Raw genomic sequence first — 24,626 nt, 5'->3', positions numbered from 1 at the left:
GCGTGATGGGCTCGGAGCTGTGTCCAGTACGTTTACAGAACGAGAGGGGCTAGCCAGCTCTGACGCCACGCATCATTGGTTCAATTCTGGCGGCGTGGCTGACGGGGTCTGCCTCTGAATTTGCCCCTGACTCGTCTCACCGACAACGGGAGCGGGTGCCTCGAATTCCAGCACCCAGCGGCTCAGGAAGCTGGCCTGCTTGAGGCGATCGAGCGTCGCCAGCAGGCCAGGGCCGATCTCGATCGGGCGCAGCGCATCGCCCAGCTGTTCGCGCATATGCTGAGCGCTGCCCTCGCCACGCACCTCGGGGTGCAACGCGCCCAGCTGGCTGTCGCTGGCCACGAGCCGCTGGCCTTCCAGACTCAGCCACCAGTCGAGAAAGGCTTCACCAGCCTCGGGGTGAGGTGCCTGCTGGGGGACGAAGGCCAGCCGGCGCTGAATCAGCACATAGTCTTCCGGCACGATCACCACCAGCTCCGGATGGGCACGGGCAAAGGTCACCGCGTAGGGGCCGACCAGGTTGTAGGCGATGTCCACCTCGCCGCTGGCCAGCGCCTCGAGCATGGCGCCGGTGGTGCTGACCAGTCTGGCATCGGCCTGACCCATGGCGCGCACCAGCGTCCAGTAGCGCGGCGATTGACGGGCATCGGACACGGCATAGGTAAAGCCGGAGCCGCTGCGGCGCGGATCGTAGCTGATGATGCGGCCGCGCAGCTGCTCGCGGCGCGTCTCGAGCAGGTGCCAGAAGTCGCGATGACTGCGCAGCACATCGAGGGGATTGCGCAGGCCGTCGAGGTCCGCCAGGTGCTTGAGCGCATCACGTCGCGCCACCATCACGATCGGCTCGAAGCTCATCGCATACAGCTCATTGCGCCAGCGTGAGTTGGCCGGCCAGGCGGTCAGGTTGGGGGCCTCGAGTGCCAGAGCATGACCCTGATTGGCGAGTCGGTACTGCAGCCCCATGGCCGAGGAGATCATCAGATCGGCCTGCGGTGTCAGCGGCGCCTGCAGGTACTGTGCTTCAAGTCCCAGGGCGGAGCGATTGACGTAGTGCAGCACGCGCTCAGGATGCTGGCGGCTGTAGCGCAGCAGCAGCGGGCGAATCTCGGGCAGGTCCAGCGCGGCGTGTATCGTCAGGTCGGCCGCGAGGCTGGCGCCACTGTCAGGCGCGGGCGCCGTGAGTGGCTGGCCGCCCTGCAACCACAGCGATTGATGCTCTTCGAGCAGCGGATCGAACGCCGTCCGGGCCCCTGTCTGGGTTGCGGCCTGACTGACGGGGCTCAGGAGCATGGCCAGCCCCAGGCAGACCACCAGTCCTCCAGCGCGCTGTCTGTCCGGACCCTGATTCACAGGGCTGTGATTGCCAGAGCCGTGACTGTCAGGGCCGTGTTTGTCAGGGCGCTGCCGCCCGATTCGCGGACGTCGCGCTAGCATGCTGTGCCTCCTGTCCTGGCAGGCTTGCCGGCCTGTGCTGATTTATCGTCCTCATCCTCTCTCACCTCAGGCGCTGCACAGGGTGCCAGATACAGACTGACGCATAGCCCGCAGGACGCGCCTGTCTTGGCTATGCCGTTTGTGTCGGCTGTGCGGGTTGCATCGTCTGCGCGGAATGCAGAGTCGGCAGCCTGCGTCACGCTGAGTGCTGTCGCGTCGCTGAGCGTCAGACGCGCATCGTGGTGTCGCGCGATGCCATCGACGATCGCCAGTCCCAGTCCGGCGCCTTCGTGATGCTTGAGCTCATCGGGCTGCTGCGTCGGCGTCTGGGCATGACTGTCGGGCTGGGTGTTGCGGTGGAAGGGGCGCAGCACCAGCAGGCGCCGTTCGGCGTCGATGCCCGGGCCGTCATCCTCGACACTCAGCCGCCAGCGGCCCGCCAGTGCGGCGCTGTCCGGTTGCGTGAACGTGGCATCGCTCGGTGCCGCCATCCGGCTCAGGGTGAGTGTGACGGTGCGCGCGCCGTGCTTGCAGGCATTGTCGATCAGATTGGCCAATGCCTCCTCGAGCTGCCATTCGACGCCCAGCGTCCAGGCGGCGCCATCGATGTCCGGGGCGATCTCGAGGCCGAGGTCCACGCCGGCGCGATCACAGCGCAGGAACAGGCGGCTGACGGTGGCGCGCGCCAGCGCCGACAGCTCCAGCGGCACGCGCGGCGGCTGCACCTCCGGGTTGTTGAGGCGTGTCAGCGATAGCAGTTGATTGGCCAGGTGGGCGGTATGGCTGGCGGTGGCCTGCATCTGGCCCAGCGCGGCATGCCAGGCGCTGGGGTCCTGCTGACGCAGTGCCAGCTCGGCGTGAGCGGAGAGTCCCGCCAGTGGGGTGCGCAGCTGGTGCGAGGCATCACCGATGAAGCGCTCCTGATTGGCGCGCACGCGGCGCATGCGCGCCAGCAGGTCATTGATGGTGTGCTTGAGCTCTTCGAGCTCGCGCGGCAGGGGCAGGTTGAGTGGCGCCAGACTGCGCGAGTCACGTTCGCGAATGGCGCGACGCAGGCGGGTCAGCGGCGACAGCGCCAGCCGCACGCCGATCAGCACCACCAGCAGTGCCAGCGTGGCCATGCCCGCCAGACGCACCAGCGAGCCGCTGAACAGCTCACGCGTCAGGGTGTCTCGCCCCTCGCGGGTATGGGCGACGCGAATGCTGTAGCGCTGGCCGTGGCGTGGGTCATCGCCCCAGCCGCCCAGCCGGGTATCGAGGCTGCCCAGCCGCAGTGCCTGCCCCTGCCAGGCGATATCGCGAAACGACAGCTCGCCGCTGCGTCCGAGCGATTCCTGTGGGGTCAGGCGACCATCGGCGGCGCGATTGGCGTCCGGCAGGTGGGTATTGCCGGTGACCTGCTCGCCATCGGCATCCACCAGGCTGTAGAAGACGCGCTCCTGGGCGTCGGTGGCCAGCATCTCGAGCGCGGCGGGCGGCAGGTCGAGCCACAACTGGCCGTCCTGCCATTTGACCTGCTCCGCAATGGTGACCAGCGAGGCCTCCAGCAGCCGGTCATAGGCGCGGTCCGCTGCCTCGCGCGCCGACAGGAAGGCCTGCACCAGCAAAAGCGTGCCCAGCGCCAGCAGGGGCAACAGCAGCCAGCTCAGCAGGCGCCGATAGAGGCTGATGCTGCGTTTTGCCGCCGAATGCGGGCGTGGTGAGGGTGCGGAATTCAAGCGCTGTCGTCCGTGGTCTGTTCCAGTAGATAGCCAAGGCCCCGGATGGTGCGCAGATTGACATCGCTGCCTTCCAGGCGCTTGCGCAGGCGGTGTACATAGACCTCGATGGCGTTGTCGCCCACGGCTTCCTCCTCGCCGAAGGCCTCCCGGGTCAGGCGCGCCTTGTCCACCGGCTCGCCGGCATGCTGGATCAGGCAACCCAGCAGGCGCTGTTCACGGGGTGGCAGCGCCAGCGGGGTATCGGCGAGCAGAAAGCGTGCATTGAGTGGTTCGAAGACCAGGCTGCCGAGGGTCAGGCGTGGGACGATGCCAGACGAGGGCGCCGGTTGCTGACTGGCCTGAAGAGTGGCCTGCTGACTGGCCTGAAGAGTGGCATGGCGGCGCAGCAGGGCGCGCACGCGGGCTTCCAGCTCATCGAGCACGAAGGGCTTGGCAAGATAGTCATCGGCGCCCAGGTCCAGCCCGCGCACGCGGTCCTCGATGGCGCCGCGCGCGGTGAGAATCAGCACCGGGGTCTGGCGGTCGTGCTGGCGCAGCGCGGCGAGAATCTCGAGCCCGGAAGCGCCGGGCAGGTTGAGATCCAGCACGATCAGCGCGAAGCCGTGATCGTGGTGGGTCGCCAGGCGGGCAAGCGCCGCGGCGCCGTCGGCCAGGTGGGTGACCGCAAGGCCCTCGGCGGAAAAGACGCTGCACAGCGTGCTGGACAGCAGGGCGTCGTCCTCGACCAGCAGCAGGGGCGGGGACGGGGCGGTGGCTGAGCCATGCGCTGAAGCGTCAGCCGCTGAGGCGTCAGCCGCTGAATTGTCAGGTGCTGAGGGGAGTGAGTCGGGAAAAGTCATCCGGGCTCCGCAAGGGCGCGTCAGGTACGCGACAAGAGTGATGAGAGTCAGGCCCAGGGCCGGTCTGCGACCTGCAGTGGCCGCTTGAAGGCGCAATAATGCCTCAAACAGGCAGCCAATGGCGCTTGCGCCAGCGTATCATTGGTGGCCTGTTTCGTGTCGCTGACAAGGAAGCCAGCATGCCATTCATTCCGCTGCAGCGCCTCAAGGCGCGCGCCTCTCGTCTCTCGCCAGCCCGGCGTCTTTCGCCAGCGCGGCGTCTTTCGCCAGCGCAGCGGCTTTCGACTGACGCGTCTGTGTCGGTCGCGTCGGCTGTGTCGGTCGCGTCGCTCAGGCCGCTGCTGGCCTCGCTGGCGCTGGGCGTGGTGGGTGGTTGGCTGTTCCAGCTCACCGGCATGCCGCTGGCATGGATGCTGGGGCCGCTGGTCGCCAACCTGCTGGGCGCGATGGCCGGGTTGAGGCTCGGTGTGCCGGACCGCCTGCGCAACCTGTTTCTGGGCGTACTGGGTCTGACGCTGGGCGCGCGCGTCTCGCCGGAGCTGGTCTCGCACCTCTCCAGCTGGTGGTTGTCGGCGTTGCTGCTGCTGGCGGGGGTATGGGCCTCGACGCTGGCCTGCGCCGCCTGGTATCGCCGCTGTGGTTTTGACGTCACCAGCGCGTGGTTCTCCTCGGTGCCCGGTGCGCTGACGGCGATGGTGGTGATCGGCGAGCGCATCGGTGGCGATCCGCAGCGCATCGCGGTGGCGCAATCCTTGCGAGTGCTGCTGGTGATCATGATTCTGCCGCCGCTCTATTGGGTGCTGGAAGGTGCGTCGGGCACGCCCGGCATCGGCAGGGATGTGGCGGTAAGCGGCCTGTGGTTGATCGCGGTGCTGCCGATTCTGCTACCTCTGGCCAGGCGACTGCGCATACCGAATGCCTCGCTGCTGGCGCCGCTGTTGCTGGCGCTGGTGCTGTCGCTTGGCGACGTGGTGCGTTTCTCGCCACCGGTGTGGGGCACCGATGTCATGCAGCTGGTGCTGGGCTGCGCCATCGGGGCGCGCTTCAAGGGCCTTGCGCCGCGGGTGCTGGTCGGGGTGATGGGTCAGTCGGGCGTGGCGACTCTGATCTCGCTGTCGGTGCTGGGTTGCTTTGCCGAACTGATCCATCAGCTGATGGGGGTGCCGCGTGACGTGGCCTTTCTTGCCCTGGCGCCCGGCGGTATCGGCGAGATGGCGCTATTGGCAGTGGCGCTCGATCTCGACCCGATCTTCGTCGCCTTCCATCACCTTCTGCGCCTGATCGTCCTGATGCTGTTGCTACCGGTGATGGCGCGTCATTTCCGCCATCGCCATGCGCGTGAGGCAACGCTATAGCCCGTGGCGTGATCTCCCCTTGTGAGGGCGGCGATGCGCTGTTATAGTGTGCGCCTTGATCACGCCAAGTGCTTGAAGTTCAAGCGATTGGCTCGGTAGTTCACCGAATGATCATGTTTGTGGTGGCCCTATCGGTCCTCCCGCAATGCTAGGCTGCAAACCCCGCCAGGCCCGGAAGGGAGCAACGGTAGTGGCTGACGCGTGTGCCGGGATGTGGCTGATGGGGCCGCCTCCATTTCAGGGCCCTGAAAGTGGCTGCTCATGAAATGTCCGCATTGCCTCGCCTGCTGTGCAATGCTCTATCTCAAGCCCTCGCAAGCCCCTGCAAGTCCTCCGCCTTGCGCTGTCTGAAGCTTTTCGCCACGCCCTCGCTGTCTGAACCTGTCATCTCCTGCCTGACCCGAGCCCCGCTTGGCGTTTCGTCGTGCCCGCAATTCGGGGTGCACCACGCCTGTCATCCGGCGTCGTGCCCTCAATCCTGATGCGCAAGTGGCATCGTGCTTTGAAGCCACTCGGCAAGTCGCTAGAATGAGCGCATTCTCAGCGAGGCCTCGTCATCGGTCTCCGTCTGTCGATCGTCGGGGGTAAAGCCCAGTCGGATCGTGCAGATTTCAGCTCATGTTTCAGATCGCCCAAGGAATGCCCCGCTCAATGAGCTATCAGGTATTGGCGCGCAAGTGGCGCCCGCGCAATTTTCACGAACTGATCGGTCAGGAGCATGTCAGCCGTGCGCTGGTCAATGCCCTCGATCAGGGGCGCCTGCACCATGCCTATCTGTTCACCGGGACCCGCGGTGTCGGCAAGACGACGCTGGCACGCATTCTGGCCAAGTGCCTGAACTGCGAAGAGGGCGTCAGCTCCAGGCCGTGTGGCGTGTGTGGCACCTGTCGCGAGATCGATGATGGCCGCTTCGTCGACCTGATCGAAGTTGACGCCGCCTCGCGGACCAAGGTCGAGGACACGCGTGAGCTTCTGGACAACGTCCAGTACGCGCCGACCCAGGGCCGCTACAAGGTGTACCTCATCGATGAGGTGCACATGCTGTCGACCCACAGTTTCAATGCGCTGCTCAAGACGCTGGAAGAGCCGCCGCCCCATGTGAAGTTCCTGCTCGCGACCACGGACCCGCAGAAGCTGCCGGTCACCATCCTGTCGCGCTGCCTGCAGTTCACGCTCAAGAACATGCCACCGGTGCGCGTGGTCGAGCACCTGTCTGACATTCTCGCCCGCGAGGAAGTCAGCTTCGAGGAAGACGCACTTTGGCTGCTCGGCAAGGCCGCCGATGGCTCGATGCGTGACGCCATGAGTCTGACCGACCAGGCGATCGCCTTCGGCCATGGTCAGGTGCGGCGCGAAGATGTCGCCGCCATGCTCGGCACGCTGGATCACCGTCACGTGCTGGCGCTGCTTGAGTGCCTGGCCTCGCTGGACGCCGCAAGTTTGCTGGCGGAGGTCGCGACACTGGCCGAGCAAGGGCCGGACTACGGCGGGGTGCTGGACGACATGGCCTCTGTCTTCCATCGCCTGGCGATCGCCCAGATGGTGCCGAGCGCGCTGGACAACGGGCATGGTGACCGTGATGCACTGCTGGCGCTGGCCAGTCGTTTCACCGGCGAAGACGTGCAGCTCTATTACCAGATCGCCCTGCAGGGGCGTGGCGACATGGCCAACGCCCCGGATGCGCGCACCGCGCTGGAAATGACGCTGCTGCGCATGCTGGCCTTCCGCCCGCAGGGCGTGCCGCGCCCGGCGCAGACGCCGCTGCCGATGACCGGCCAGGCGGAGGGGGCGAACGCGCCTGGCGCTCAAGCCCCGGCGCCTGTCCAGCAAGCGCCTGTTCAACAGGCTTCTGTTCAGCAAGCTCCGGCGGCCCCGGTGGCGCCCGCACCCCAGCCTGCTGCACCAGTGGCCGCGCCAGCGACCGACGCACAGCCGCCGATGGCCGACGAGCCGCCCCCGTGGGCGACGGAGGACGTCCCGCAGGACGCCCGGGATGCCGGCTTTCGCGACGTAGCGCAAGACGAACCTCAGCCTGAGACCGCGCCGGAGTCGGCACCAGCGCCAGAACAGACGGCAGCTCCCGCACAGGCGCCCGCTGCGCCCAGTTCGGCGATGTCACGCCTGAGTGCCGCCTTCGGTTCCGCGCCAGCACAGCCAGAGGCTGCTGAGTCATCGGCTCCGCAGCCTGCTGAAATGGCAGCGCCGCAGCCCTCTGAAGCCGTATCAGCAGCGCCGGAAGCCGCTGAAGCTGAAACATCAGCGCCAGCACAACCCGAGCCCGCTGCATCGCCGGCGCCTGAGCCGGTCGTGTCTGAGCCTGTCGCAAACGAGCCTGTCGCAAACGAGCCAGCCGTGGCAGAGCAACCGATGCCGGAGCCGGCACCCGCGGCTGCTCCCTCGCCGGTGCCAAGCGCATCGAGTGCCGATGGTCGCTTGAATCACGCCGCGTGGCTGGAGCTGTTCCCCTCGTTGGGGCTGGGCGGCATCACGCGCAATATCGGCGCTCATTGCCTGGTCGAGCACGACGACGGCACCCACCTCAAGTTGAGGCTGGACCCCGCCCAGTCGGCGATGATGGCCGAAGTCCATCAGGAGCGCATTCGCAAGGCGCTGGCGGGCCAGGGCGTGGAGCGTGTGCTGGAGATCAGCGTCGCGCCGCTGCCGGAGGGTCTGGAAACGCCGCACAGTCGTCGCATTCGTCTGCTGGGTGAGCGTCATGCGCGCGCGGTTGAAGCCTTGCGTGCTGACCCGCATATCCAGTCCATGGAGCAACAGCTGGGTGCTCGTCTGATCGAGGAAAGCGTCAACTCCTTCGAGCCGGATGATTTCTGACGCTATGGGCAGTTTCGACCGAGTGTCGGCGGTGCCGGGTACCACTGATGCTTCCCCGGATTTGCGGTGTGTGTGCCGGCAAGCACGCATACCAAAGGCCAGAGGTGCCACGACATGGCACGTCTGGCAGACAGTTTTTATCGTTAGGTCATGTTCAACACGTTATTGATGAGGTGAGCCATGTTCGGTGGAAAAGGCGGTATGGGTAACATCATGAAGCAGGCGCAGGAAATGCAGGAGCGCATGCAGAAGGTCCAGGAAGAAGCCGCCAAGGCGGAAGTCCAGGGCGAATCCGGCGCGGGCATGGTCAAGGTCACCATGAATGGTCGTCATGACGTCGCGCGCGTCGAGATCGATCCGAGCCTGATGGAAGAAGACAAGGAGCTGCTGGAAGATCTGCTGGCGGCCGCCGTCAATGACGCGGTGCGCAAGGTCGAAGTCAATTCCAAGAAGCAGATGGAAGAGGCGACTGCTGGCTTGAACCTTCCGGCCGGCTTCAAGATGCCGTTCTGATGGGGTTTTCGCCGCTGGTAGATCAGTTGCTGGATGCCTTGCGCGTGCTGCCGGGCGTTGGCCCGCGAACGGCACAGCGCATGGCGCTGCATCTGCTGGAGCGTGATCGCATGGGTGCCGATCGTCTGGTCGGCGTGCTGGGCGAGGCGCTGGAGCGCGTCGGCTATTGCGCGCGCTGCCGCACGCTGACAGAGGAGGAGGTCTGTCAGCTGTGCCTGAGTCCGCGGCGTGATGAGCGCGTGCTGTGCGTGGTGGAATCGCCCGCCGACCAGCTCGCCATCGAGGGCGCGGGTGGCTATGTGGGGCGCTACTTCGTGCTGCACGGCCATCTGTCGCCGCTGGATGGCATCGGGCCCGAGGATATCGGGCTGGATGCGCTGGAGACCCGCGTCCGAGAAAGCCAGATCGAGGAGCTGGTGCTGGCCACCAACCCGACGGTCGAGGGCGAGGCTACCGCACACTACATCGCCGAGCAGCTTCGCGATGTGCAACACGGTGGGCAGCCGCTCAAGCTGACGCGTCTGGCCTATGGCGTGCCGATGGGCGGCGAGCTGGAATACGTCGATGGCGGCACGCTCAGTCGTGCCTTCAGCGGCCGTCTGCCCTTCACCCTCGGCGAGATCTGATGCGATGCCGGTGCCGATGCTCGGCACCGGCATCGATGTCGAGGCAGCTTCTGCAAAAGGCAGCTTCGGTATCAAAGCAACTACAGCAGCACGTCTGCGGGCGTGGTGGTCAGGAACCACCACGCCCGCGGTCGTTTACCGCCCGGTGTCTGGCGAGTGCCCGTCACCTTCAATCCCCGCTTGCCCGGGCAAGCCTGTCACCACGAGATTTCCTTGCTGATGAGTGATCAACCCGCCACCGCACTGCTGTCAGAACTCGATTTCGAGGCCGTTTGGGTCGAGACCCCCGAGGCGCTGGCCGCTGCCTGTGCAGAACTGGAAGGCGCCGATTGGCTGGCGTTGGACACCGAATTCATCCGCGAGTCGACCTTCTTCCCGATTCCGGCACTGGTGCAGCTGATGGCTGCCCATGACGGCGAGCTGCCCGGTGCGGACGGCAAGACGCCGCGCATCTTCCTGATCGACCCCACCGTGGTGCCGGCCAGCGAGGCGCTCAAGCGTCTGTTGGGGGCAGAGGGCCCGCTCAAGCTGCTGCACGCCTGCGGCGAGGACATGGAAGTCTTCCTGCGCTGGGCGGGCGTGGCGCCGACGCCGCTGATCGATACCCAGATCGCCGAAGGTCTGACCGGCGGCGAAGCCTCGATGGGCTATCAGCGTCTGGTCGAGCGTGTGGTGGGTGTCACGGTGCCCAAGGAAGAGACGCGTTCCAACTGGCTCAAACGCCCCTTGAGTCAGGCGCAGTGCGATTACGCCGCGCTGGACGTGCTGTTCCTGCCGCAGGTGTGGTCCGAGCAGCGCGATGCGTTGCTCGAGCTGGACCGCATGGCCTGGCTTGAAGAGGACTGCCGGGACCCGGGCAGCAGCGGCGGTGCCACGCCGGACCCGGAGTACTGGAAGCGTCATCGCAGCCTGTGGAAGCTCTCGCCGCGTGGCCTGGCCGCCTGGCAGGTGCTGTGCGACTGGCGCGAGGAGCAGATTCGTCTGCGCGACGTGCCGCGGTCACGCCTGCTGGCCGATGCGCAGCTGTTCGGTATCTGCGAGCGACTGCCGACCAATCGCTTCGAGCTGGCCAAGGTCGATGGCATGCATCCGCCGCAGATCAAGCGCCACGGGGACACCGTGCTGACGCTGCTCAAGGACGTGGCCATGATCGATGACAGTCAGCTGCCGCGCGTGCCGCCGTCGCCGTTGGCGCCGGAGTGGAAGAACTGCATGAAGCGCCTCAAGCGGGAGGTCAATGCTGTGGCCGAGGAGACGCAGCTCAAGCCGGAGATTCTCGGCAAGCGCCGTGACATGGAAGCGCTGGTGATCGCCGATTATGAGGGCGAGCCGCTGCCCTTGCCGCAGGGCTGGCGCGGTGAGCTGCTGGCCGCGCGCCTGGCCAAGGCGCTCGAGAGCTGACGCACGCCGCTTCTGCGGGCCAGACTGCAAAGGGGCATGCGCAAGGTTCGCGCAGCCTGGTCTGCCAGCAACACAGGTCAGACGCACAGGTTAAAAACACAGGCCAGAAACCGATAGTGAGCTCTCGGGTCATGCCCGTGACGCCAGAGCTCGCTGATGCGCGCAAGCGCTGCAAGATGATGGGTAGCCCGATGACAGACGACAAGATGATCTGCGAGATCTACAAGAGCGCCAAGAAGGACGAGATGTACCTCTACGTCGAGAAGGCGCGCGGACTCGAGGATGTGCCGGAATCCCTGCTGGGCATCTTCGGCACGCCGACCCCTTTGATGACACTGCTGATTCGTGCCGACAAGCCGCTGGCGCGCGTTGCCAGCACCACGGTGCTCGAGAAGATTCGCGAGCAGGGCTTCTATCTGCAGATGCCGCCGGCCAAGGAAAATCTCCTCAAGGAGATTGGCGTGACGCCGCCGGAAACGCATTACTGACGCCCTGTCCGGCAGACAAGACCGTACTGATGAAACGACCCTGCTGCCCGGCAGGGCGAGGAGAGCAAGATGAGCGATGTTCCGCAGCCTGACGGCGGAAAGCGTGAGCGTTTCTGGGAGCGCCACGCACTCTCGGAGCTGAATACCGCCGAGTGGGAGGCGTTGTGCGATGGTTGTGGCCAATGCTGCCTGCTCAAGTTCGAGGATGAAGACAGTGGCGATATCGCGGTACTCGATGTCGCCTGTCGCCTGCTGGATGTGCGCAAGGTCAGTTGCCGCGATTATCCCAATCGCGCCACGCGCGTGCCGGGCTGCATTCCGCTGGATGTCGAGACGGTGGGCAAGCTGCGCTGGCTGCCGGAAACCTGCGGCTATCGTCGCCTGAATGAAGGCCGTGAGCTGCCCGAATGGCACCCGCTGTTGACCGGCGATGCCAGGAGCGTCAAGCGCGCCGGGTTCTCGGTGTCACGCTTTGCCGTCTCCGAGGTGTCTGTGCGCCAGCAGGACCTGGAAGACCACATCATCGCGATCATAGACCCCGAGAGCTGAAGCGCGCCGCGGGCGCGTGTCAGATTGCAGGTGGATGCCTTAGAAAGCGCAGCTCGATGAGCTGCGCTTTCTTGTATCTGGCATTCTGTATCTGGCATTCCGTACCTGAAATTTCGAGCCAGGCATTTCGATTCAGGCATTTCGATTCAGGCATTTCGATTCAGGCATTCACTGGCCTTGTATTTGACGCCTTTGCCCCTAAGTCACGGTTTGATCTGTTGCATGAGCTGGTTTGCATGAGCTGGCTTGCATGGCCAAGGCGCGGGCGTGCACTCAGGTACGCAATGTCTGGTTGAAAATAAATGAACGTTCATTTATTTTGTGGAGATTCGCTCGAGATAAGAACAGACAGACTAGACCAGAGGTAGACGGGCCATGCGTCATCGTGATGAACACAAGCAGCAGGCGTTGCTGGAAGCCACGCTGCATGAGGTGGCCGAGCATGGTTTTGCCGTGACCTCCGTGGCGCGCATCGCGCGTGCCGCCGGCATGTCGCCCGGCACGCTCTATCTCTACTACCGTGACAAGGATGACCTGCTGGAGGCGACCTTTCGTGAGGTCAGCCGTCGCATCATCGCGGTCGCCATCGAGGCCTTCGAGGCCGAGCCTGTAGAGGTGCTCGAGGACGAGCCGTCAACGCTGCCCCCGGACGCCCAGCAGCTGAAATCGGCACTGTGTCGGGTATGGAATGCCCTGGTGGCGTTGGGGCGCCATCAGCCCGCGTTGTTCCGCTTTCACGATCAGTTTCTGCACTCTTCCCATATGCAGGATGCCCTGAGGGTGGCCAATCAGGAGCGCGCCGCGCCCTTGCTGGACGCCTTCGCGCTGGGCCAGCAGACCGGCATTCTCAAGCAGATCGATCTCGCCCTCATCGAGGTGTTCATGTTTCGGTCGATCTACAGCCTGCTGCAGGGCTCCGGTTGCCAGGTGCCAGCCATCAGTGGTGACAGCTTCGACCAGGCCTTCGAGATGGCCTGGGACGCGATCGCGCTTCGCCAGTGAGGGCAGCCAACCCCTCAGCGCATGCCGGACAGATGACAGATTTCGCTTGTGACATTCCATTCCAACGATTCAAGGGCCCGCTGATGAAACTTCGACCTGGTGCCAAGCCACACCTGCGTACTCCTTTCGCCTGGCGGGGAGGCCGCGTCCTTCAGCTGTTCGCCGGACTCCTGCTGGCCCTCGGGCTTGCGGCCTGCAGCGAGGCCGAGGCGCCGCTGGAGAAGCAGAAGGTGCATCCGGTCAAGTTGCTGTCGTTGTCGGATGAAGGCGGCGGGGTCATCCAGCGCTATCCCGGTGTGGTCGAGGCCTCGGAGCGCTCCAACCTGTCGTTTCGCATCGGCGGTGAGCTGCGCGAACTCAAGGTCCAGGCCGGCCAGGAGGTCGAGAAGGGCGAGTTGATCGCCCGTCTGGATGATCGCGACGCCAGAAGCGAGCTCAACAATGCCCGTTCCAGCTTCAATCTGGCGCAGGCGACCTACAAGCGCATGAAGTATTCGGTGGAGAAGGGCGCCATCAGTCGGGCACGCTTCGATGAGGCGCAGGCCGAATTCCAGTCTGCGCAGGCCCAGTATTCCCAGGCGCAGGACCAGCTCAGCTACACCTATCTCAAGGCGCCCTATGACGGGGTGATCGCGCGCGTGCCGGTGGACAACTATCAGGTGGTCGCCGCCCAGGAAACCATCGCCGTGCTGCAGCAGCCGGGGCAGATCGATGTGATCTTCAACATGCCGGAGCGCCAGGTGCGCGCCATCGATCGTGAGCGTGCCGAGGCCGGGCGCCTTGAGGATGCCGCCCTGGCCTGGGTGCGCTTCGGCAGTGGCGAGTCGCGCTATCCGGCCCGTTACAAGGAGCACGACACCAGCGCCAGCGAGGGCTCGCTGAGCTATGAAGTCACCCTGACGCTGCCGGAGCCGCAGGACATCACCGTGCTGTCAGGCATGAGCGCCACCGTGGAGCTGGACATGCAGCAGCTGACGGCGGCGACCCAGGGCCAGTGGCGCGTGCCGGTCGAGGCGGTGGTCACTCAGGAGGAAAGCCCGAACCAGGCCGTGGTGTGGCGCTATGTGCCCAAGGACGGTGACGCCCAGGCGAGCGCATCAATCAACAATGACGCCACCACGGACACCGGCTCAGACGACGGCAGGAATGAGGGCAAGCGCGAGGGCAGGCAGCAGGAAGTCAGCTCCCAGGGCACCGTCGAGGCCGTGCCGGTCACGGTACTGCAGGCTACCGGCGAAGGACTGGTGATCACGGGAGAACTGAGTGCCGGTGACCGTCTGGTCACGGCGGGCGCCAGTCGCATGGAAGCCGGGGAGCCTGTGCGTCCCTGGGTCAAGGAAGCGGGGCTCTGATCCATGGTCGATTATTTCCTGAGACACAAGGTCATCAGCTGGATGGTCGTGCTGCTGCTGTCGGTGGGTGGCGTGACCTCCTTCTTCGGCCTCGGCCAGCTGGAATTTCCCGAGTTCACCATCCGCAACGCGGTGGTGATTACCCAGTATCCGGGTGCGACGCCCAAGCAGGTGGAAGAGGAAGTCACGCTGCCGCTGGAGAAGGCGATCCAGCAGATTCCCAATCTCAAGCGCGTCAGCTCGGTCAACAGCTCCGGTCTTTCCCAGATCACGCTCGAGCTCGAGAGCAGCGTGCGCGAAGGCGAGATGCAGCAGTACTGGGACCTGCTGCGCCGCAAGATCAATGACGCCCAGTCGAGCCTGCCGCCCGGCAGTGGCTCCTCGATCGTCAATGACGACTTCGGCGATGTGTTCGGCCTGCTCTACAACCTGAGCGGCAAGGGCTATTCGGCGCATGACCTCGAGGACCAGGCCGACTTCCTGCAGCGTGAGCTGACGCTGGTGGAGGGGGTCAAGAAGGTCTCCATCGTCGGCGCGCGCAGCGAGCAGGTCATCGTCGCGCTGGATCGTGATCGCATGCAGGCGCTGAACATCTCGCCGGATCAGCTCGCCAACCTGCTCAATGCCCAGAACGTGGTCGGCGACGCCGGGCGTATCCGTCAGAACGGTCTGTCGCTGGAACTGCAGCCAAGTGGCGAGTTCCAGAGCGTGCAGGACCTGGAGCGTCTGGTGGTCGGGCGCCCCGGCAATGGTGGCCTGATTCGTCTCGGCGATATCGCCTCGGTCAGCCGCGAATACACCGAATCACCGTCACGCCTCTATCACACCGATGGTGAAACGGCGCTGTCGCTGGGTATCTCGTTCGCCTCTGGCGTCAATGTGGTCGAGGTCGGTGCGCTGGTCGACAAGCGTCTTGGCGAGCTTGAGTCGCGCATGCCGTTGGGCATGGAGCTGACCACGGTCTATCACCAGCCCCAGGTAGTGGATGAGGCGGTGTCCGGCTTCTTGATCAACCTGGCCGAGGCCATCGGCATCGTGATTCTGGTGCTGCTGGTGTTCATGGGCGTCAAGAGTGGCGTGCTGATGGGGCTGGTGCTGTTGATCACCATTCTCGGCACCTTCGTCATGATGTCGATCCATGGCATCGAGCTGCAGAAAATCTCGCTGGGGGCCTTGATCATCGCGCTGGGCATGCTGGTGGATAACGCCATCGTGGTCACCGAGGGCATGTTGATCGGTCTCAAGCGTGGCAAGACCAAGCGCCAGGCCGCCTTCGAGGTCGTCAATCAGAACCGCATGCCGCTGCTGGGGGCCACGGTGATCGCGATCACTGCCTTCGCGCCCATCGGTCTGTCGCCGGATGCCACCGGCGAGTTCGTCGGGTCATTGTTCTGGGTGCTGTGCTACTCGTTGCTGTTGAGCTGGATCACCGCCCTGACGCTGACACCGTTCTTCTTCGACATGTTCTTCCGCGAAGCGCGGGAGACGAAGGACAGTGACACGGACGAGAATCAGGAGGAAGACCCCTATCGTGGCGTCATCTTCCGTGGCTTCCGCAGTCTGCTGAGCTGGGCGATTCGCCTGCGCTGGCTGACCCTGGGGGGCGCGGTGGCGTTGCTGGTGGCGGCCGTGATGAGCTTCGGACAGGTCAAGAATGCCTTCTTCCCGGATGCCTCGACCCCGCTGTTCTTCGTCGATGTCTGGATGCCGGAAGGCACCGATGTGCTGGCGACGGAAGCGCGTATCGCCGACCTGGAGCAGCAGGTGCTCAAGATGGACAAGGTCAAGCATGTCACCAGCGTCACCGGCGGGGGTGCCCAGCGCTTCACGCTGACCTACTCGCCGGAAGACAGCTATGCCAGCTTCGGGCAGCTGATCGTCGAGACCCGGGACCGGGCCAGTCGCGAAGCGCGCATGGAGGAGGTGATACGCCTGGTGCGTGCCGAGTACCCTGAAGTGGAATACAAGGTGCAGGCGTTGCAGGTCGGGCCATCGGCCAAGGCGAGTCTCGAGGCGCGTCTCTACGGCGAAGACCCCGCAGTGCTGCGTCAGCTGGCGGGCAAGGTACGTCGCGTCTTCGAGGAGGAGCCGCTGGCCGACAGCATTCGTCTGTCATGGCGCAATCGCGTCAATCGCATCGAGCCCGAATTCCTGGATGATCAGGCGCGGCGTGTCGGCGTGACGCGTGACTCGCTGCATCAGGCGCTGCTGATCAACAGCGACGGCGAGAGCGTCGGTGTCTATCGCGAAGGCTCCGAGCTGATCCCGATTCTGCTGCGCGGTGAGGAGCGTCAGCGCTTCGATCTCGACACCCTGGCGAGTCTCAACGTCTGGAGCGATGAGCAGGAGACCTACGTGCCGGCGGGCTCGGTGATGGGGCCGCTCAAGACAGAGCTGCGTGACCCTTTGATCAAGCGTCGTGATCGTCAGCGCATGCTGGCGGTCTACGCCGAGCCAATGCCGCTGTCCGGGGAAACGGCCGCCAGCGTGCTGGGACGTATCCGTCCCAAGATCGAGGCCATCGAGCTGCCCGAGGGCTACCACCTGGAGTGGGGCGGCGAGTATGAAACCTCATCCGAAGCTCAGCAGGCGCTGTTCTCCTCGCTGCCGATGGGGCTGCTGGGCATGTTCGTGATCACGGTGCTGCTGTTCTCCAACCTGCGTCAGGCGCTGGCCATCTGGTCCATCGTGCCGCTGACGCTGATCGGTATCGTCAGTGGTCTGATCGTGTTCGGTGCGCCGTTCACCTTCATGGCGCTGCTCGGCACCTTGAGTCTGATCGGCATGGTGCTCAAGAACGCCATCGTGCTGGTGGAGGAGATCAACGTGCAGCTCGATGAGCAGGAGGATCGCTTCCAGGCGGTGGTGCAGGCGGCCGTCAGCCGTGTGCGGCCGGTGTCGATGGCGGCCATCACCACCATGCTGGGCATGATTCCGCTGTTCCCGGATGCCTTCTTCTCGAGCATGGCGGTGGTGATCGTGTTCGGGTTGGGCGTGGCGACCCTGCTGACGCTGGTGGTGCTGCCGGTGGCGTACTGCGCCTTCTTCCGTATCCCGACCAGCAACCAGTCCATGAAGACATCCTGATGTGATGATCCTGATGTGATGAGAATGCGGTAATCTTGGCCTGCGCTGTCTGCAGCCACCACGCCATGACGCCCGATGACAGTGGCATTGTCTTCGGGCGTCATGGCGTTGTCCGTGCTCGCTATCCTGCGCGAGGGGCATCGCCGCAAGCCCCTTTCCGTTACACTATGCGCCGCCGGTTGCGAGTTGCCCGGTCGCAAGTGTTGCGTCAGTCGAATCCTATCGAGTCGTGAGGTGTGCCTTGGTCGAACCCCTGAGTGCCTGGTGGGGGCAACAGCTGGTGTTGTGCGGTTGGGGTTTCAGTGCTGCGCCGGAAACGGTGTGGACACCGGCCCAGGCGTGCGCGCGTCTGAAGGCCCAGGAAGTCCCGGATGCGGGGGAGTTGGGATGGCGTCTGCTGGAGGCTTTCCCCCATGATACCCCGGACCCGCTGCACCAGCTGGAGGCGTTGGAATTGCTGGCGCTGGCACGTACCGCCGGCTGGCTGTCAGAGGCGCGCACGCGTGCCTGGCTGATACGTCTACTCACGGCGATTGGCGGGCGTTTCACCTCGCTGGATGACTGGCTCAAGGCCCTGGCCCATTCGCGCAGCGATGCGGGCTGGACGCGAGGCGATGATGGCTTCTTCGAGGCCAGCCTCGCGCTGTCCCAGTTGGAGCACGAAGACGCCGGCGTCACCTGGCCACGTCTGCTGGAGGCGCTGGAGGCACAGCCTCCGGTGGCGGTTACGCAGCTCTGGCCTCAGGGTGAGCGCGACCGGGTCTGGATGGCGCGCGCCATCTTCTCGCCGTGGCTCGGCGGTCGGACATTGACCACCGATGACAGCGGCCCGCACGAAGACGGTGTCAGCGGTTTTGACGCCGCGGCGCACTGGCCGGACGTCACGCGCTGGCTGGCCGAGACCTGGGCGATCACCGGGCGTGATGAGCTGATTCGACTGTTGCTGTGGCTGGCCTCCCAGGGGCATCGCTATGGCTGGGATATCGACAGCGCACGCCTGATGACGGCCAGCGACAGCGAGCGTGCCAAGTGGCTGGATGAGCTGGAAGCGGACGCGGCTCAGGAAGAGGCCGAACGCAAGTCGGCAGGGCGCAAGGGCCCCCCCGCGCATGCCTCCTCCAGCATCGACGTCGCCGATGGCGGGCTGGAAAAGCCCCCGTCACCCGCGGCCTACGGCGAGCTGCTGCTGCAGTATCTCGATCGTGGGGAGCCACTGGAATTCGCCGCCTGGGACTGGCTGCGTCTGGTCGATCTCGCCTTTGCCGGGCTATGTGCCGGCTGGCTGAGTCGTGAGGAGGGCGAGGACTTCGCCGCCCACGGCATCGACCTGCTGGTGCGTCGCTATGCCGATTGGCAGGGCGTGGCTCGCGCCTATCAGCGCGGTCGCAGTCTGTTCGAGGGTGTCGATCTGACCCGCGACACCGAGAGTGACTGGCGTCCGTTGATGGCGTCGCCACTGACGCCGCTGCGTTGCGAGCTGCATGCGCTGCTGCCTGCCGCCCAGCGTGAGCGCTGCCGAGCGGCGATTCGTGCGTGGCGCAATGACAGTCGCCACTGGGTGCTGGCCATCGCCAGTATCCGCGAGCCGGACCTGCTCTATCGTCAGGGGCTTGTCGCCGAGGTCGATACGGCGCGCCGCGAAGAGGCACGCCAATATCTCAATGAGACGCTGGCGCTGGACACCCGCGATGGCGTGCAGGGCATGGCACGCTTCTGGCTGCCGGCGCAGGCGCATCATCTCAATCAGTTGGCCGCCGATGCCGCGCGTGGTGCCTTGCCCGATGCCCAGACGCCCTTCGGACGTGCCGATGCCGTCGAGCTGGAACGCCGTCAGCGGCTGGCCGTCTGTCATCGCTATCCTGCCAGTGTGGTGATGGCCGAGAAGTACGCCTTCTATCTGCTGATGGTGCAGGACAGCGGTGATTTCCCCGCCGATGAGCTGGCCCAGTGTGCCGAGCGTCTGCGCAGTGCCCTGTGCCGCTACTATCCGGACGCCACGCGTCTGCTGGAAGCCTGGGCGGTGTGGGAGTCCGCGGTGCCGGAACTCGAGGACCATCCGCTGGTCAACGAGATCCGCTGGCATCTCGATGACCCCGGCAGCCTGTTCCATTGGCTCGACTGGCGCGCCAGCGACTGGCAGGAGCCGGGGCTGCGCCCGAGTCTGGATCGCTTCACGGCGCTGGCGCTGAGCGGCCCGCTCAATACGCCGTGCTGGGGCGAGCCGATGGACGAGTACGGGCGGGGCGTCGAGGAACTCAGCGGTTGGCTCGAAGGTCATTACGGTCTCGCCAACGCCGAGGCGCTCAAGGGCTTCCTCGACTTCCTGCGCGATGCCGGTGATCGGGACGAATACCAGATCAATTACGGCCCCTACACCCTCAATCGCGCCCGTCTCGACAATGAGATCGACGTGCTGGAAAGCGCCGAGCGCGGCGATGATGAGCAGGTGCATCTGGACCGTCTGCGTCGCGTCAGGGACAACGAGGCGCGCTGCAACGAGCTGGACATGGCGGCGTGGGACATCGCCCAGATGGTGGACCTCGCGATTGCCGGGCGACAGCTGGGCTGGCTGGACGATGCGACCTTCACTGCCTATCTGGACAGCGCCTATGCGATGGCGCGCGACCACTACGGCAGCTGGAAGGAATATGCCCGGGGACTGTTCGCCGGCTATGCCTTCTTCATGGGCGATACCGACCAGCGTGACAGCTTCCTGCGCGGCTTCCGCGATGCGCTCATCCAGTGGCTGACGGCGGCGCCACCGCTGGCCGGTGCCTGGTCGAGTCTCGATTTCCCGGGCGCGCGCCCGGGGCATTGGCCTGCGCTGCATCTGGATGTGCTGAGCGGAGACGCTCGCACGTTGCACTGAGCGGGATTCAATTCAGGTCGGGTGAGCGGCAGGGGGGCACTTTCTCTGATGCTTTGGTCTAACTTGTGCGGCAATGGCATACGGTTTGCGGAGACATGAACTACTATCCTGCGAACGACTTGGGTTTGTCATCTGACTGTCGTCATCGTGTTGCAAGGTGTGCTGCTGCCTGATCCGGCCCACCTCGTCAGATAGTCACCGTCTTATCCCTGATCGATCAACGATCATCGTCATGCATCAATGGTTATCGCCGTCCGCAAGCGCTGCTCACCTTCACCCTTCCAGCGCCGGGCCCACGACGAGGAATGCTGGATGCGCCACGCGTTATTATGCTGTTTTCTGATCCTGCCACTGGGTGTGGCAGGCTGTGCCAGTCACTCAACACCGTCCAATGATGTGGCCTACTACGATGTGGACCTGCCGGAACTGCCGAAGCTCAAGCGCTATCGCCAGTCCGCGTCCCAGCCGGCCGCCGAGTCGCAGGACTACGCCATGTCAGGGCCGAGCATCCGCGATGTCCTGCTGGAAGAGCATGACCGCTGGGCCGGGACGCCCTATCGTCTGGGAGGAACCAACTCCCGCGGCATCGATTGCTCCGCCCTGATGCAGCATGTCTTCAGTGATGGCTTCGGCATCGATCTGCCGCGCACCACCACCGACCAGGTGAAGCGTGGCAAGCGTATCGACAAGTCGCAGCTCAAGCCGGGTGATCTGGTCTTCTTCCGTCCCTCGCGTCGCTACAACCATGTGGGGGTCTACGTCGGCAACGGCTACTTCCTGCACGCCTCCACCTCGCGTGGCGTGAAGCTGTCGCGGCTCGACAACGTCTACTGGTCCAGACACTACTGGCAGTCGCGTCGCCCGATGCCCCATGAGGCCATGCAGATGAAGCTGGCCATGCGCAGCCAGTGAGGCGATCACGCTTGGCACTGAAAAAAACAAGCGCTGAAACAGACAAGCCCTTGAAGAGACAAGCACTTGAAGGGACAAGAACCTCTTCGACATCACCCGGCCCTGGCCGGGTGATGTCGTTTCTGAGCCCGGGAACATGTCAGCCACTGTTCAGGAAGGAGAGTCCAGCGTAGCGCTGTCAGCCTGACCCTCAGCGCTCAAGGCATCCGGGGTGGGCCTCCCGGCCGCAGAGTGTTCAATGACGAAATCGACCAGCGCCTGCTCGGCACGCGACAGGCCGCGCTCGCGGCGCCAGGCGAGTGACAGCTCAAGCCAGGCGGGCTCATCGAAGGAGACGGCGGTCAGGTTGTTCTCTTCACGGTCATCCTCGACCACACGCTTGAGGAAGGTGGTGATCCCGAAGCCACGCGCGACGATCGCCTTGTTGAGGGCGATCAGGTTCGATTCGAAGGCGATGCTCGGCGCGAGTCCATGCTGACTGGCCAGGCGCTCGATGAAATCGCGATGGAAGTAGCCGCGCTTGAAGACCACCAGCTCCTCGGCGAAGAACTCCTCGACACTGATCTGCGTGCGGGCGGCCAGCGGATGATCGTTCGCCAGGCAGACCACCATTTCCTCACTCAGGAAGTGGCGCCGGATCAGGCCGTGGGTATCGGTGCCGAGTTGATCCTCGACGATGACGCCCAGGTCCAGCTCGGCATTGTCGATCATCCGGCGCAGGCTCAGGGTACCGCCCTCGATCACGCTGAGCTTGATGTCGGGGTAGCGTGCCTTGAACGCCATCAGCAGGGGCGGGAAGTAGTAGGAGCCGAGCATCGAGGAGACGCCGATGCGCACCTCGCCCTTGACCAGCCCCTCGAGCTCGGCCATCGCCAGTGCCGCGCGCTGTGCCTGTTGCAGCATGGGCCGGGCATGTTCGAGCAGCGTGTCGCCGGCCGGTGTCAGGCGCAGACCGCGTGAGCCTCTGACCAGCAGCTGCGTGCCCAGTCGGCTTTCGAGCCCGGCGATCGACTGGCTGACTGCTGACTGGGCCAGGCTGAGGGTTTGAGCGGCGGACGTGAAGCTCTGATGCTCGACGACACTGACGAAAATCTCCAGGGCACGTAGATCAAAGGGCAGTTTCATCACTGAGTCCTTTTCGTTGTCACTGCTTCGTTGCGACTGGCCTTCATCACGACCGACTTTCGCCACGATCGGCTGGCAGGGCGAATACTGTCGTTGGCTCGCGGGGAAGGGGCGTCGCTTGCCTCAGCATGCTGTGATGATTGCCATCAGCTTTGCTGATGGTCATCATCATGTCGAGCTATTTTACTGATGCGGGCGCGCGGCGCAGACTGGCGCCATCCCCATGCTTGATTGAGTGCAGGTACCTGATGGCTTCATCGCTTTCCGTGTCTTCTTCCCCCGATTCCGACACCTCGTTCTCCGCCGCACAGACAGAGCTGCCCGAGCCGCTCAAGGCGCGCGGGCGTGACTGGCGGCGCATGACCCAGGCGCTGTGCCTGGGCTCCTTCGTGGTCTTCATCAACCTCTATCTGGTGCAACCGCTGCTGCCGCTGCTGGCGACGGATCTGGGCCTGAGCTCGCTGCAGGCGAGTCTGTCCCTGTCGGTAAGCACCCTGACGCTGGCTCTCGCATTGCTGGTGTTCGGTCCGCTGTCCGATGCGCTTGGGCGGCGGCATATCCTGCTGTGGACCCTGGCCGGCGGGGTGGCCTGTTCAGGGCTGGCCCTGTTCGCCGAGGGCTTCTGGTCGCTGCTGGCGGTGCGCGCGCTGCAGGGCTTTCTGCTCGGCGGCCTGCCGGCGGTGGCAGTGGCGTACATGAGTGACGAGATGGAGCAACCCGCCTTGATGGTGGCGGTAGGGCTCTATATCAGCGCCAATTCACTGGGCGGCATCTCCGGGCGGGTCGCGGGGGGCGTGATTGCGGAGCATTGGGGCTGGCAGGCCAGCTTTGCCGCCATCGGCGGTGTCAGCCTGCTGGTGCTGGGGGCGTTATGGCAGCTGCTGCCGCGCCAGAGACGCTTCGTCGCCCAGCCGCTCAAGCTGAGAAGCATGCTGGCAGGCCTGGGGCGTCATCTTCGCAACCCCCGTCTGTGGCCGGTATTCCTGCTCGGCGGGCTGAATTTCTTCATCTTCGTCAATCTCTACAGCTACATGACATTCCGACTGAGTGAGGCGCCCTGGTCACTCAGCAGTCAATGGCTGGGGCTGTTGTTCCTGACCTATCTGGCAGGCACCTTCGGCGCCTCCCAGTCTGGCCGGCTGGCACGGCGTCTGGTGTCGGGGGCCGCGCCTGAGGACGGCGAGGCCGCGCTGGCGATCGCTCAGCGACGCGGTCAGGCATTGACCATGATGCTGGGCACCGGCATCGTGGTGCTTGGCACGCTGCTGACGCTGAGCCATTCGCTGATCGGCATGCTGATCGGCCTGAGCCTGAATGCCTTCGGCTTCTTCCTCGCGCATGCCACCGCCTCGGCCTGGGTCGGACGCAATGCCGAAGGCGCGCGGGCCAGTGCCAGTGCACTGTATCTGACTGCCTACTATCTGGGCGCGAGTCTCGGTGGCTTCTGGCTGGAACCCTTCTGGCAGGCTGCCGGATGGCCCGGGGTGGTGGCCGCCAGCGTAATGGTGCTGGCGGTGACCTTCGCGCTGGCGACCCTGTGCTGGCGCCGGGCCGCCACGCAGTATCGAGACTGAGATCAGCTCAGACAGCAGAGCACGCAAACGACAACGGCTCGCCAGATGGCGAGCCGTTGTCGTTCAGAGGGCCTGGAGGGCGGAATCAGTGCGCGGGGGCGTCGTCACCCCAGATCTCTTCCAGACGGTCATCGCGGCCACAGCCGGCGCGGTAGAAGCGATAGCGCACCGGGTTCTTCTTGTAGAAGTCCTGATGGTAGTCCTCGGCCGCATACCAGGGGCCTGCCGCCTCGATCTCGGTGGCGATGCCTTCGGGGAATCTGTCTTTCAGCGCCTCGCGACTGGCCTCGGCGGCGTCACGCTGGGCCTCATCGAGGGGGTAGATGCCGCTGCGGTACTGGGTGCCGGCATCACAGAACTGGCGATCCACCGCGACCGGGTCGATGTTGTGCCAGAAGACATCCAGCAGGGTGTCGTAGCTGACCTTTTCCGGCTCGTACACCACCTTGACCGCTTCGGTGTGCCCGGTGCTGCCCGAGGAGACCTGCTTGTAGGTCGGATTGTCCTGTTCGCCGGCGGTATAGCCGGAGGTGGTCGAGATCACACCGTCCAGCTTGTCGAAGGGTCCCTCCATGCACCAGAAGCAGCCACCGGCGAAGATGGCGACTTCCTGGCCCTGGGCGACACCCTCGGCGACGCCCTTGGGCGCCGTTTCCGGGTCGAAGGCATTGGCGTGGCCGACAATCAGCAGGCCGCCGAGCAGGCTTGCCAGTGGCGTGAGGCGTCTGAGCGCTGGGAAGGGGATTCGCGTGTATCGGGTCATGGTGTCTCCGGGAAAGGCGTCATTCCTTCGAAGTGAGAACATGGAAATCTCCATGTCCCGGTGGGCTGCGAGGTGGCTGGCCTTGCCATTCACTCACTGCCTGTATCAGGGTTCTACGCGAATAAACGTGGGATGGATGCGAACATGCAGAATGAAACGTTACCGTTGTCGTGATCAAGCCACA

At 64.8% G+C, this 24,626-nt stretch carries 18 protein-coding genes and 1 other RNA gene; 14 read left to right on the top strand and 5 right to left on the bottom strand.

Annotated features, from left to right (window positions below; all coding sequences use genetic code 11):
• Nucleotides 1–72 precede the first annotated feature (72 nt).
• Genes FLM52_13760 through FLM52_13750 form a run of 3 tightly spaced genes read right to left on the bottom strand, consistent with a single transcriptional unit; the run spans nucleotide 73 to nucleotide 3,994 of the window.
• Nucleotides 73–1,434 (bottom strand): ABC transporter substrate-binding protein, encoded by a 1,362-nt coding sequence (locus FLM52_13760; protein NVN56840.1) that lies wholly within the window; start codon nucleotides 1,432–1,434, stop codon nucleotides 73–75.
• On the bottom strand, nucleotides 1,428–3,104 hold the full coding sequence (locus tag FLM52_13755; protein NVN56839.1) for a sensor histidine kinase: 1,677 nt from the start codon (nucleotides 3,102–3,104) through the stop codon (nucleotides 1,428–1,430). Before FLM52_13755 ends, FLM52_13760 begins: the two co-directional genes overlap by 7 nt.
• Before the next feature lie 44 nt (nucleotides 3,105–3,148).
• Nucleotides 3,149–3,994 carry a response regulator transcription factor gene (locus FLM52_13750; GenBank protein ID NVN56838.1) on the bottom strand — a complete coding sequence of 282 codons (846 nt, stop codon included), beginning with the start codon at nucleotides 3,992–3,994 and terminating at the stop codon, nucleotides 3,149–3,151.
• 179 nt (nucleotides 3,995–4,173) lie between these two features.
• Here FLM52_13750 and FLM52_13745 point away from each other — a divergent pair, with 179 nt between their 5' ends.
• The 13 genes from FLM52_13745 to FLM52_13685 all read left to right on the top strand — a co-directional run bounded on the left by FLM52_13745 (nucleotide 4,174) and on the right by FLM52_13685 (nucleotide 20,980).
• The gene (locus FLM52_13745) at nucleotides 4,174–5,349 is read left to right on the top strand and encodes an AbrB family transcriptional regulator (GenBank protein NVN56837.1); all 1,176 of its coding nucleotides are present in this window, start codon (nucleotides 4,174–4,176) and stop codon (nucleotides 5,347–5,349) included.
• Nucleotides 5,350–5,478: 129 nt separating this feature from the next.
• Nucleotides 5,479–5,575: signal recognition particle sRNA small type (gene ffs, locus FLM52_13740), an RNA gene on the top strand.
• Nucleotides 5,576–6,000: 425 nt separating this feature from the next.
• Nucleotides 6,001–8,181: a DNA polymerase III subunit gamma/tau gene (locus FLM52_13735; protein NVN56836.1), complete on the top strand. Its 2,181-nt coding sequence runs from the start codon at nucleotides 6,001–6,003 to the stop codon at nucleotides 8,179–8,181.
• Between the two features lie 180 nt (nucleotides 8,182–8,361).
• On the top strand, nucleotides 8,362–8,694 hold the full coding sequence (locus FLM52_13730; GenBank protein NVN56835.1) for a YbaB/EbfC family nucleoid-associated protein: 333 nt from the start codon (nucleotides 8,362–8,364) through the stop codon (nucleotides 8,692–8,694).
• Complete coding sequence (gene recR / locus FLM52_13725; GenBank protein ID NVN56834.1) at nucleotides 8,694–9,320, top strand: recombination protein RecR; 627 nt, start codon at nucleotides 8,694–8,696, stop codon at nucleotides 9,318–9,320. Before FLM52_13730 ends, recR begins: the two co-directional genes overlap by 1 nt.
• Before the next feature lie 219 nt (nucleotides 9,321–9,539).
• Nucleotides 9,540–10,721 carry a ribonuclease D gene (gene rnd / locus FLM52_13720; GenBank protein NVN56833.1) on the top strand — a complete coding sequence of 394 codons (1,182 nt, stop codon included), beginning with the start codon at nucleotides 9,540–9,542 and terminating at the stop codon, nucleotides 10,719–10,721.
• 191 nt (nucleotides 10,722–10,912) lie between these two features.
• Nucleotides 10,913–11,209, top strand: coding sequence for a YcgL domain-containing protein (locus tag FLM52_13715; protein ID NVN56832.1), 297 nt, complete (start codon nucleotides 10,913–10,915; stop codon nucleotides 11,207–11,209).
• Nucleotides 11,210–11,278: 69 nt separating this feature from the next.
• On the top strand, nucleotides 11,279–11,758 hold the full coding sequence (locus FLM52_13710; GenBank protein NVN56831.1) for a YcgN family cysteine cluster protein: 480 nt from the start codon (nucleotides 11,279–11,281) through the stop codon (nucleotides 11,756–11,758).
• Between the two features lie 375 nt (nucleotides 11,759–12,133).
• The gene (locus FLM52_13705; GenBank protein NVN56830.1) at nucleotides 12,134–12,760 is read left to right on the top strand and encodes a TetR family transcriptional regulator; all 627 of its coding nucleotides are present in this window, start codon (nucleotides 12,134–12,136) and stop codon (nucleotides 12,758–12,760) included.
• Between the two features lie 83 nt (nucleotides 12,761–12,843).
• On the top strand, nucleotides 12,844–14,112 hold the full coding sequence (locus tag FLM52_13700) for an efflux RND transporter periplasmic adaptor subunit (protein ID NVN56829.1): 1,269 nt from the start codon (nucleotides 12,844–12,846) through the stop codon (nucleotides 14,110–14,112).
• Nucleotides 14,113–14,115: 3 nt separating this feature from the next.
• Nucleotides 14,116–17,199 carry an efflux RND transporter permease subunit gene (locus tag FLM52_13695; protein ID NVN56828.1) on the top strand — a complete coding sequence of 1,028 codons (3,084 nt, stop codon included), beginning with the start codon at nucleotides 14,116–14,118 and terminating at the stop codon, nucleotides 17,197–17,199.
• 241 nt (nucleotides 17,200–17,440) lie between these two features.
• Nucleotides 17,441–20,068, top strand: coding sequence for a DUF1266 domain-containing protein (locus tag FLM52_13690; protein ID NVN56827.1), 2,628 nt, complete (start codon nucleotides 17,441–17,443; stop codon nucleotides 20,066–20,068).
• 312 nt (nucleotides 20,069–20,380) lie between these two features.
• Nucleotides 20,381–20,980, top strand: a complete 600-nt coding sequence (locus FLM52_13685) for a hypothetical protein (GenBank protein NVN56826.1) — start codon at nucleotides 20,381–20,383, stop codon at nucleotides 20,978–20,980.
• A gap of 150 nt (nucleotides 20,981–21,130) precedes the next feature.
• Here FLM52_13685 and FLM52_13680 read toward each other — a convergent pair whose 3' ends face one another.
• Nucleotides 21,131–22,105, bottom strand: coding sequence for a LysR family transcriptional regulator (locus FLM52_13680; GenBank protein NVN56825.1), 975 nt, complete (start codon nucleotides 22,103–22,105; stop codon nucleotides 21,131–21,133).
• A 248-nt stretch (nucleotides 22,106–22,353) separates the two neighbouring features.
• Between FLM52_13680 and FLM52_13675 the strand changes: the two genes are divergently transcribed.
• Nucleotides 22,354–23,679: an MFS transporter gene (locus FLM52_13675; protein ID NVN56824.1), complete on the top strand. Its 1,326-nt coding sequence runs from the start codon at nucleotides 22,354–22,356 to the stop codon at nucleotides 23,677–23,679.
• An 85-nt stretch (nucleotides 23,680–23,764) separates the two neighbouring features.
• Here the strand turns inward: FLM52_13675 and msrA are convergent, their stop codons facing one another.
• Nucleotides 23,765–24,442, bottom strand: coding sequence for a peptide-methionine (S)-S-oxide reductase MsrA (gene msrA / locus FLM52_13670; GenBank protein NVN56823.1), 678 nt, complete (start codon nucleotides 24,440–24,442; stop codon nucleotides 23,765–23,767).
• Between the last annotated feature and the right edge of the window lie 184 nt (nucleotides 24,443–24,626).

The organism is bacterium Scap17, assembly GCA_013376735.1.
In the GTDB taxonomy this organism is placed as follows: Bacteria; Pseudomonadota; Gammaproteobacteria; order Pseudomonadales; family Halomonadaceae; genus Cobetia.
The sequence above is the reverse complement of the archived record's forward strand: the minus strand, read 5'-3'. Positions and strand labels throughout refer to the sequence as shown.

Bases quoted from the DNA above. Each gene is read 5' to 3' on its own strand.
- FLM52_13760 (NVN56840.1), bottom strand. From the start codon at position 1,434: ATGCTAGCGCGACGTCCGCGAATCGGGCGGCAGCGCCCTGACAAACAC.
- rnd (NVN56833.1), top strand. From the start codon at position 9,540: ATGAGTGATCAACCCGCCACCGCACTGCTGTCAGAACTCGATTTCGAG.
- FLM52_13680 (NVN56825.1), bottom strand. From the start codon at position 22,105: ATGAAACTGCCCTTTGATCTACGTGCCCTGGAGATTTTCGTCAGTGTC.
- FLM52_13750 (NVN56838.1), bottom strand. From the start codon at position 3,994: ATGACTTTTCCCGACTCACTCCCCTCAGCACCTGACAATTCAGCGGCT.
- FLM52_13710 (NVN56831.1), top strand. From the start codon at position 11,279: ATGAGCGATGTTCCGCAGCCTGACGGCGGAAAGCGTGAGCGTTTCTGG.
- FLM52_13695 (NVN56828.1), top strand. From the start codon at position 14,116: ATGGTCGATTATTTCCTGAGACACAAGGTCATCAGCTGGATGGTCGTG.
- FLM52_13705 (NVN56830.1), top strand. From the start codon at position 12,134: ATGCGTCATCGTGATGAACACAAGCAGCAGGCGTTGCTGGAAGCCACG.
- FLM52_13700 (NVN56829.1), top strand. From the start codon at position 12,844: ATGAAACTTCGACCTGGTGCCAAGCCACACCTGCGTACTCCTTTCGCC.
- FLM52_13735 (NVN56836.1), top strand. From the start codon at position 6,001: ATGAGCTATCAGGTATTGGCGCGCAAGTGGCGCCCGCGCAATTTTCAC.
- FLM52_13730 (NVN56835.1), top strand. From the start codon at position 8,362: ATGTTCGGTGGAAAAGGCGGTATGGGTAACATCATGAAGCAGGCGCAG.
- msrA (NVN56823.1), bottom strand. From the start codon at position 24,442: ATGACCCGATACACGCGAATCCCCTTCCCAGCGCTCAGACGCCTCACG.
- FLM52_13745 (NVN56837.1), top strand. From the start codon at position 4,174: ATGCCATTCATTCCGCTGCAGCGCCTCAAGGCGCGCGCCTCTCGTCTC.
- FLM52_13715 (NVN56832.1), top strand. From the start codon at position 10,913: ATGACAGACGACAAGATGATCTGCGAGATCTACAAGAGCGCCAAGAAG.
- recR (NVN56834.1), top strand. From the start codon at position 8,694: ATGGGGTTTTCGCCGCTGGTAGATCAGTTGCTGGATGCCTTGCGCGTG.
- FLM52_13675 (NVN56824.1), top strand. From the start codon at position 22,354: ATGGCTTCATCGCTTTCCGTGTCTTCTTCCCCCGATTCCGACACCTCG.
- FLM52_13685 (NVN56826.1), top strand. From the start codon at position 20,381: ATGCGCCACGCGTTATTATGCTGTTTTCTGATCCTGCCACTGGGTGTG.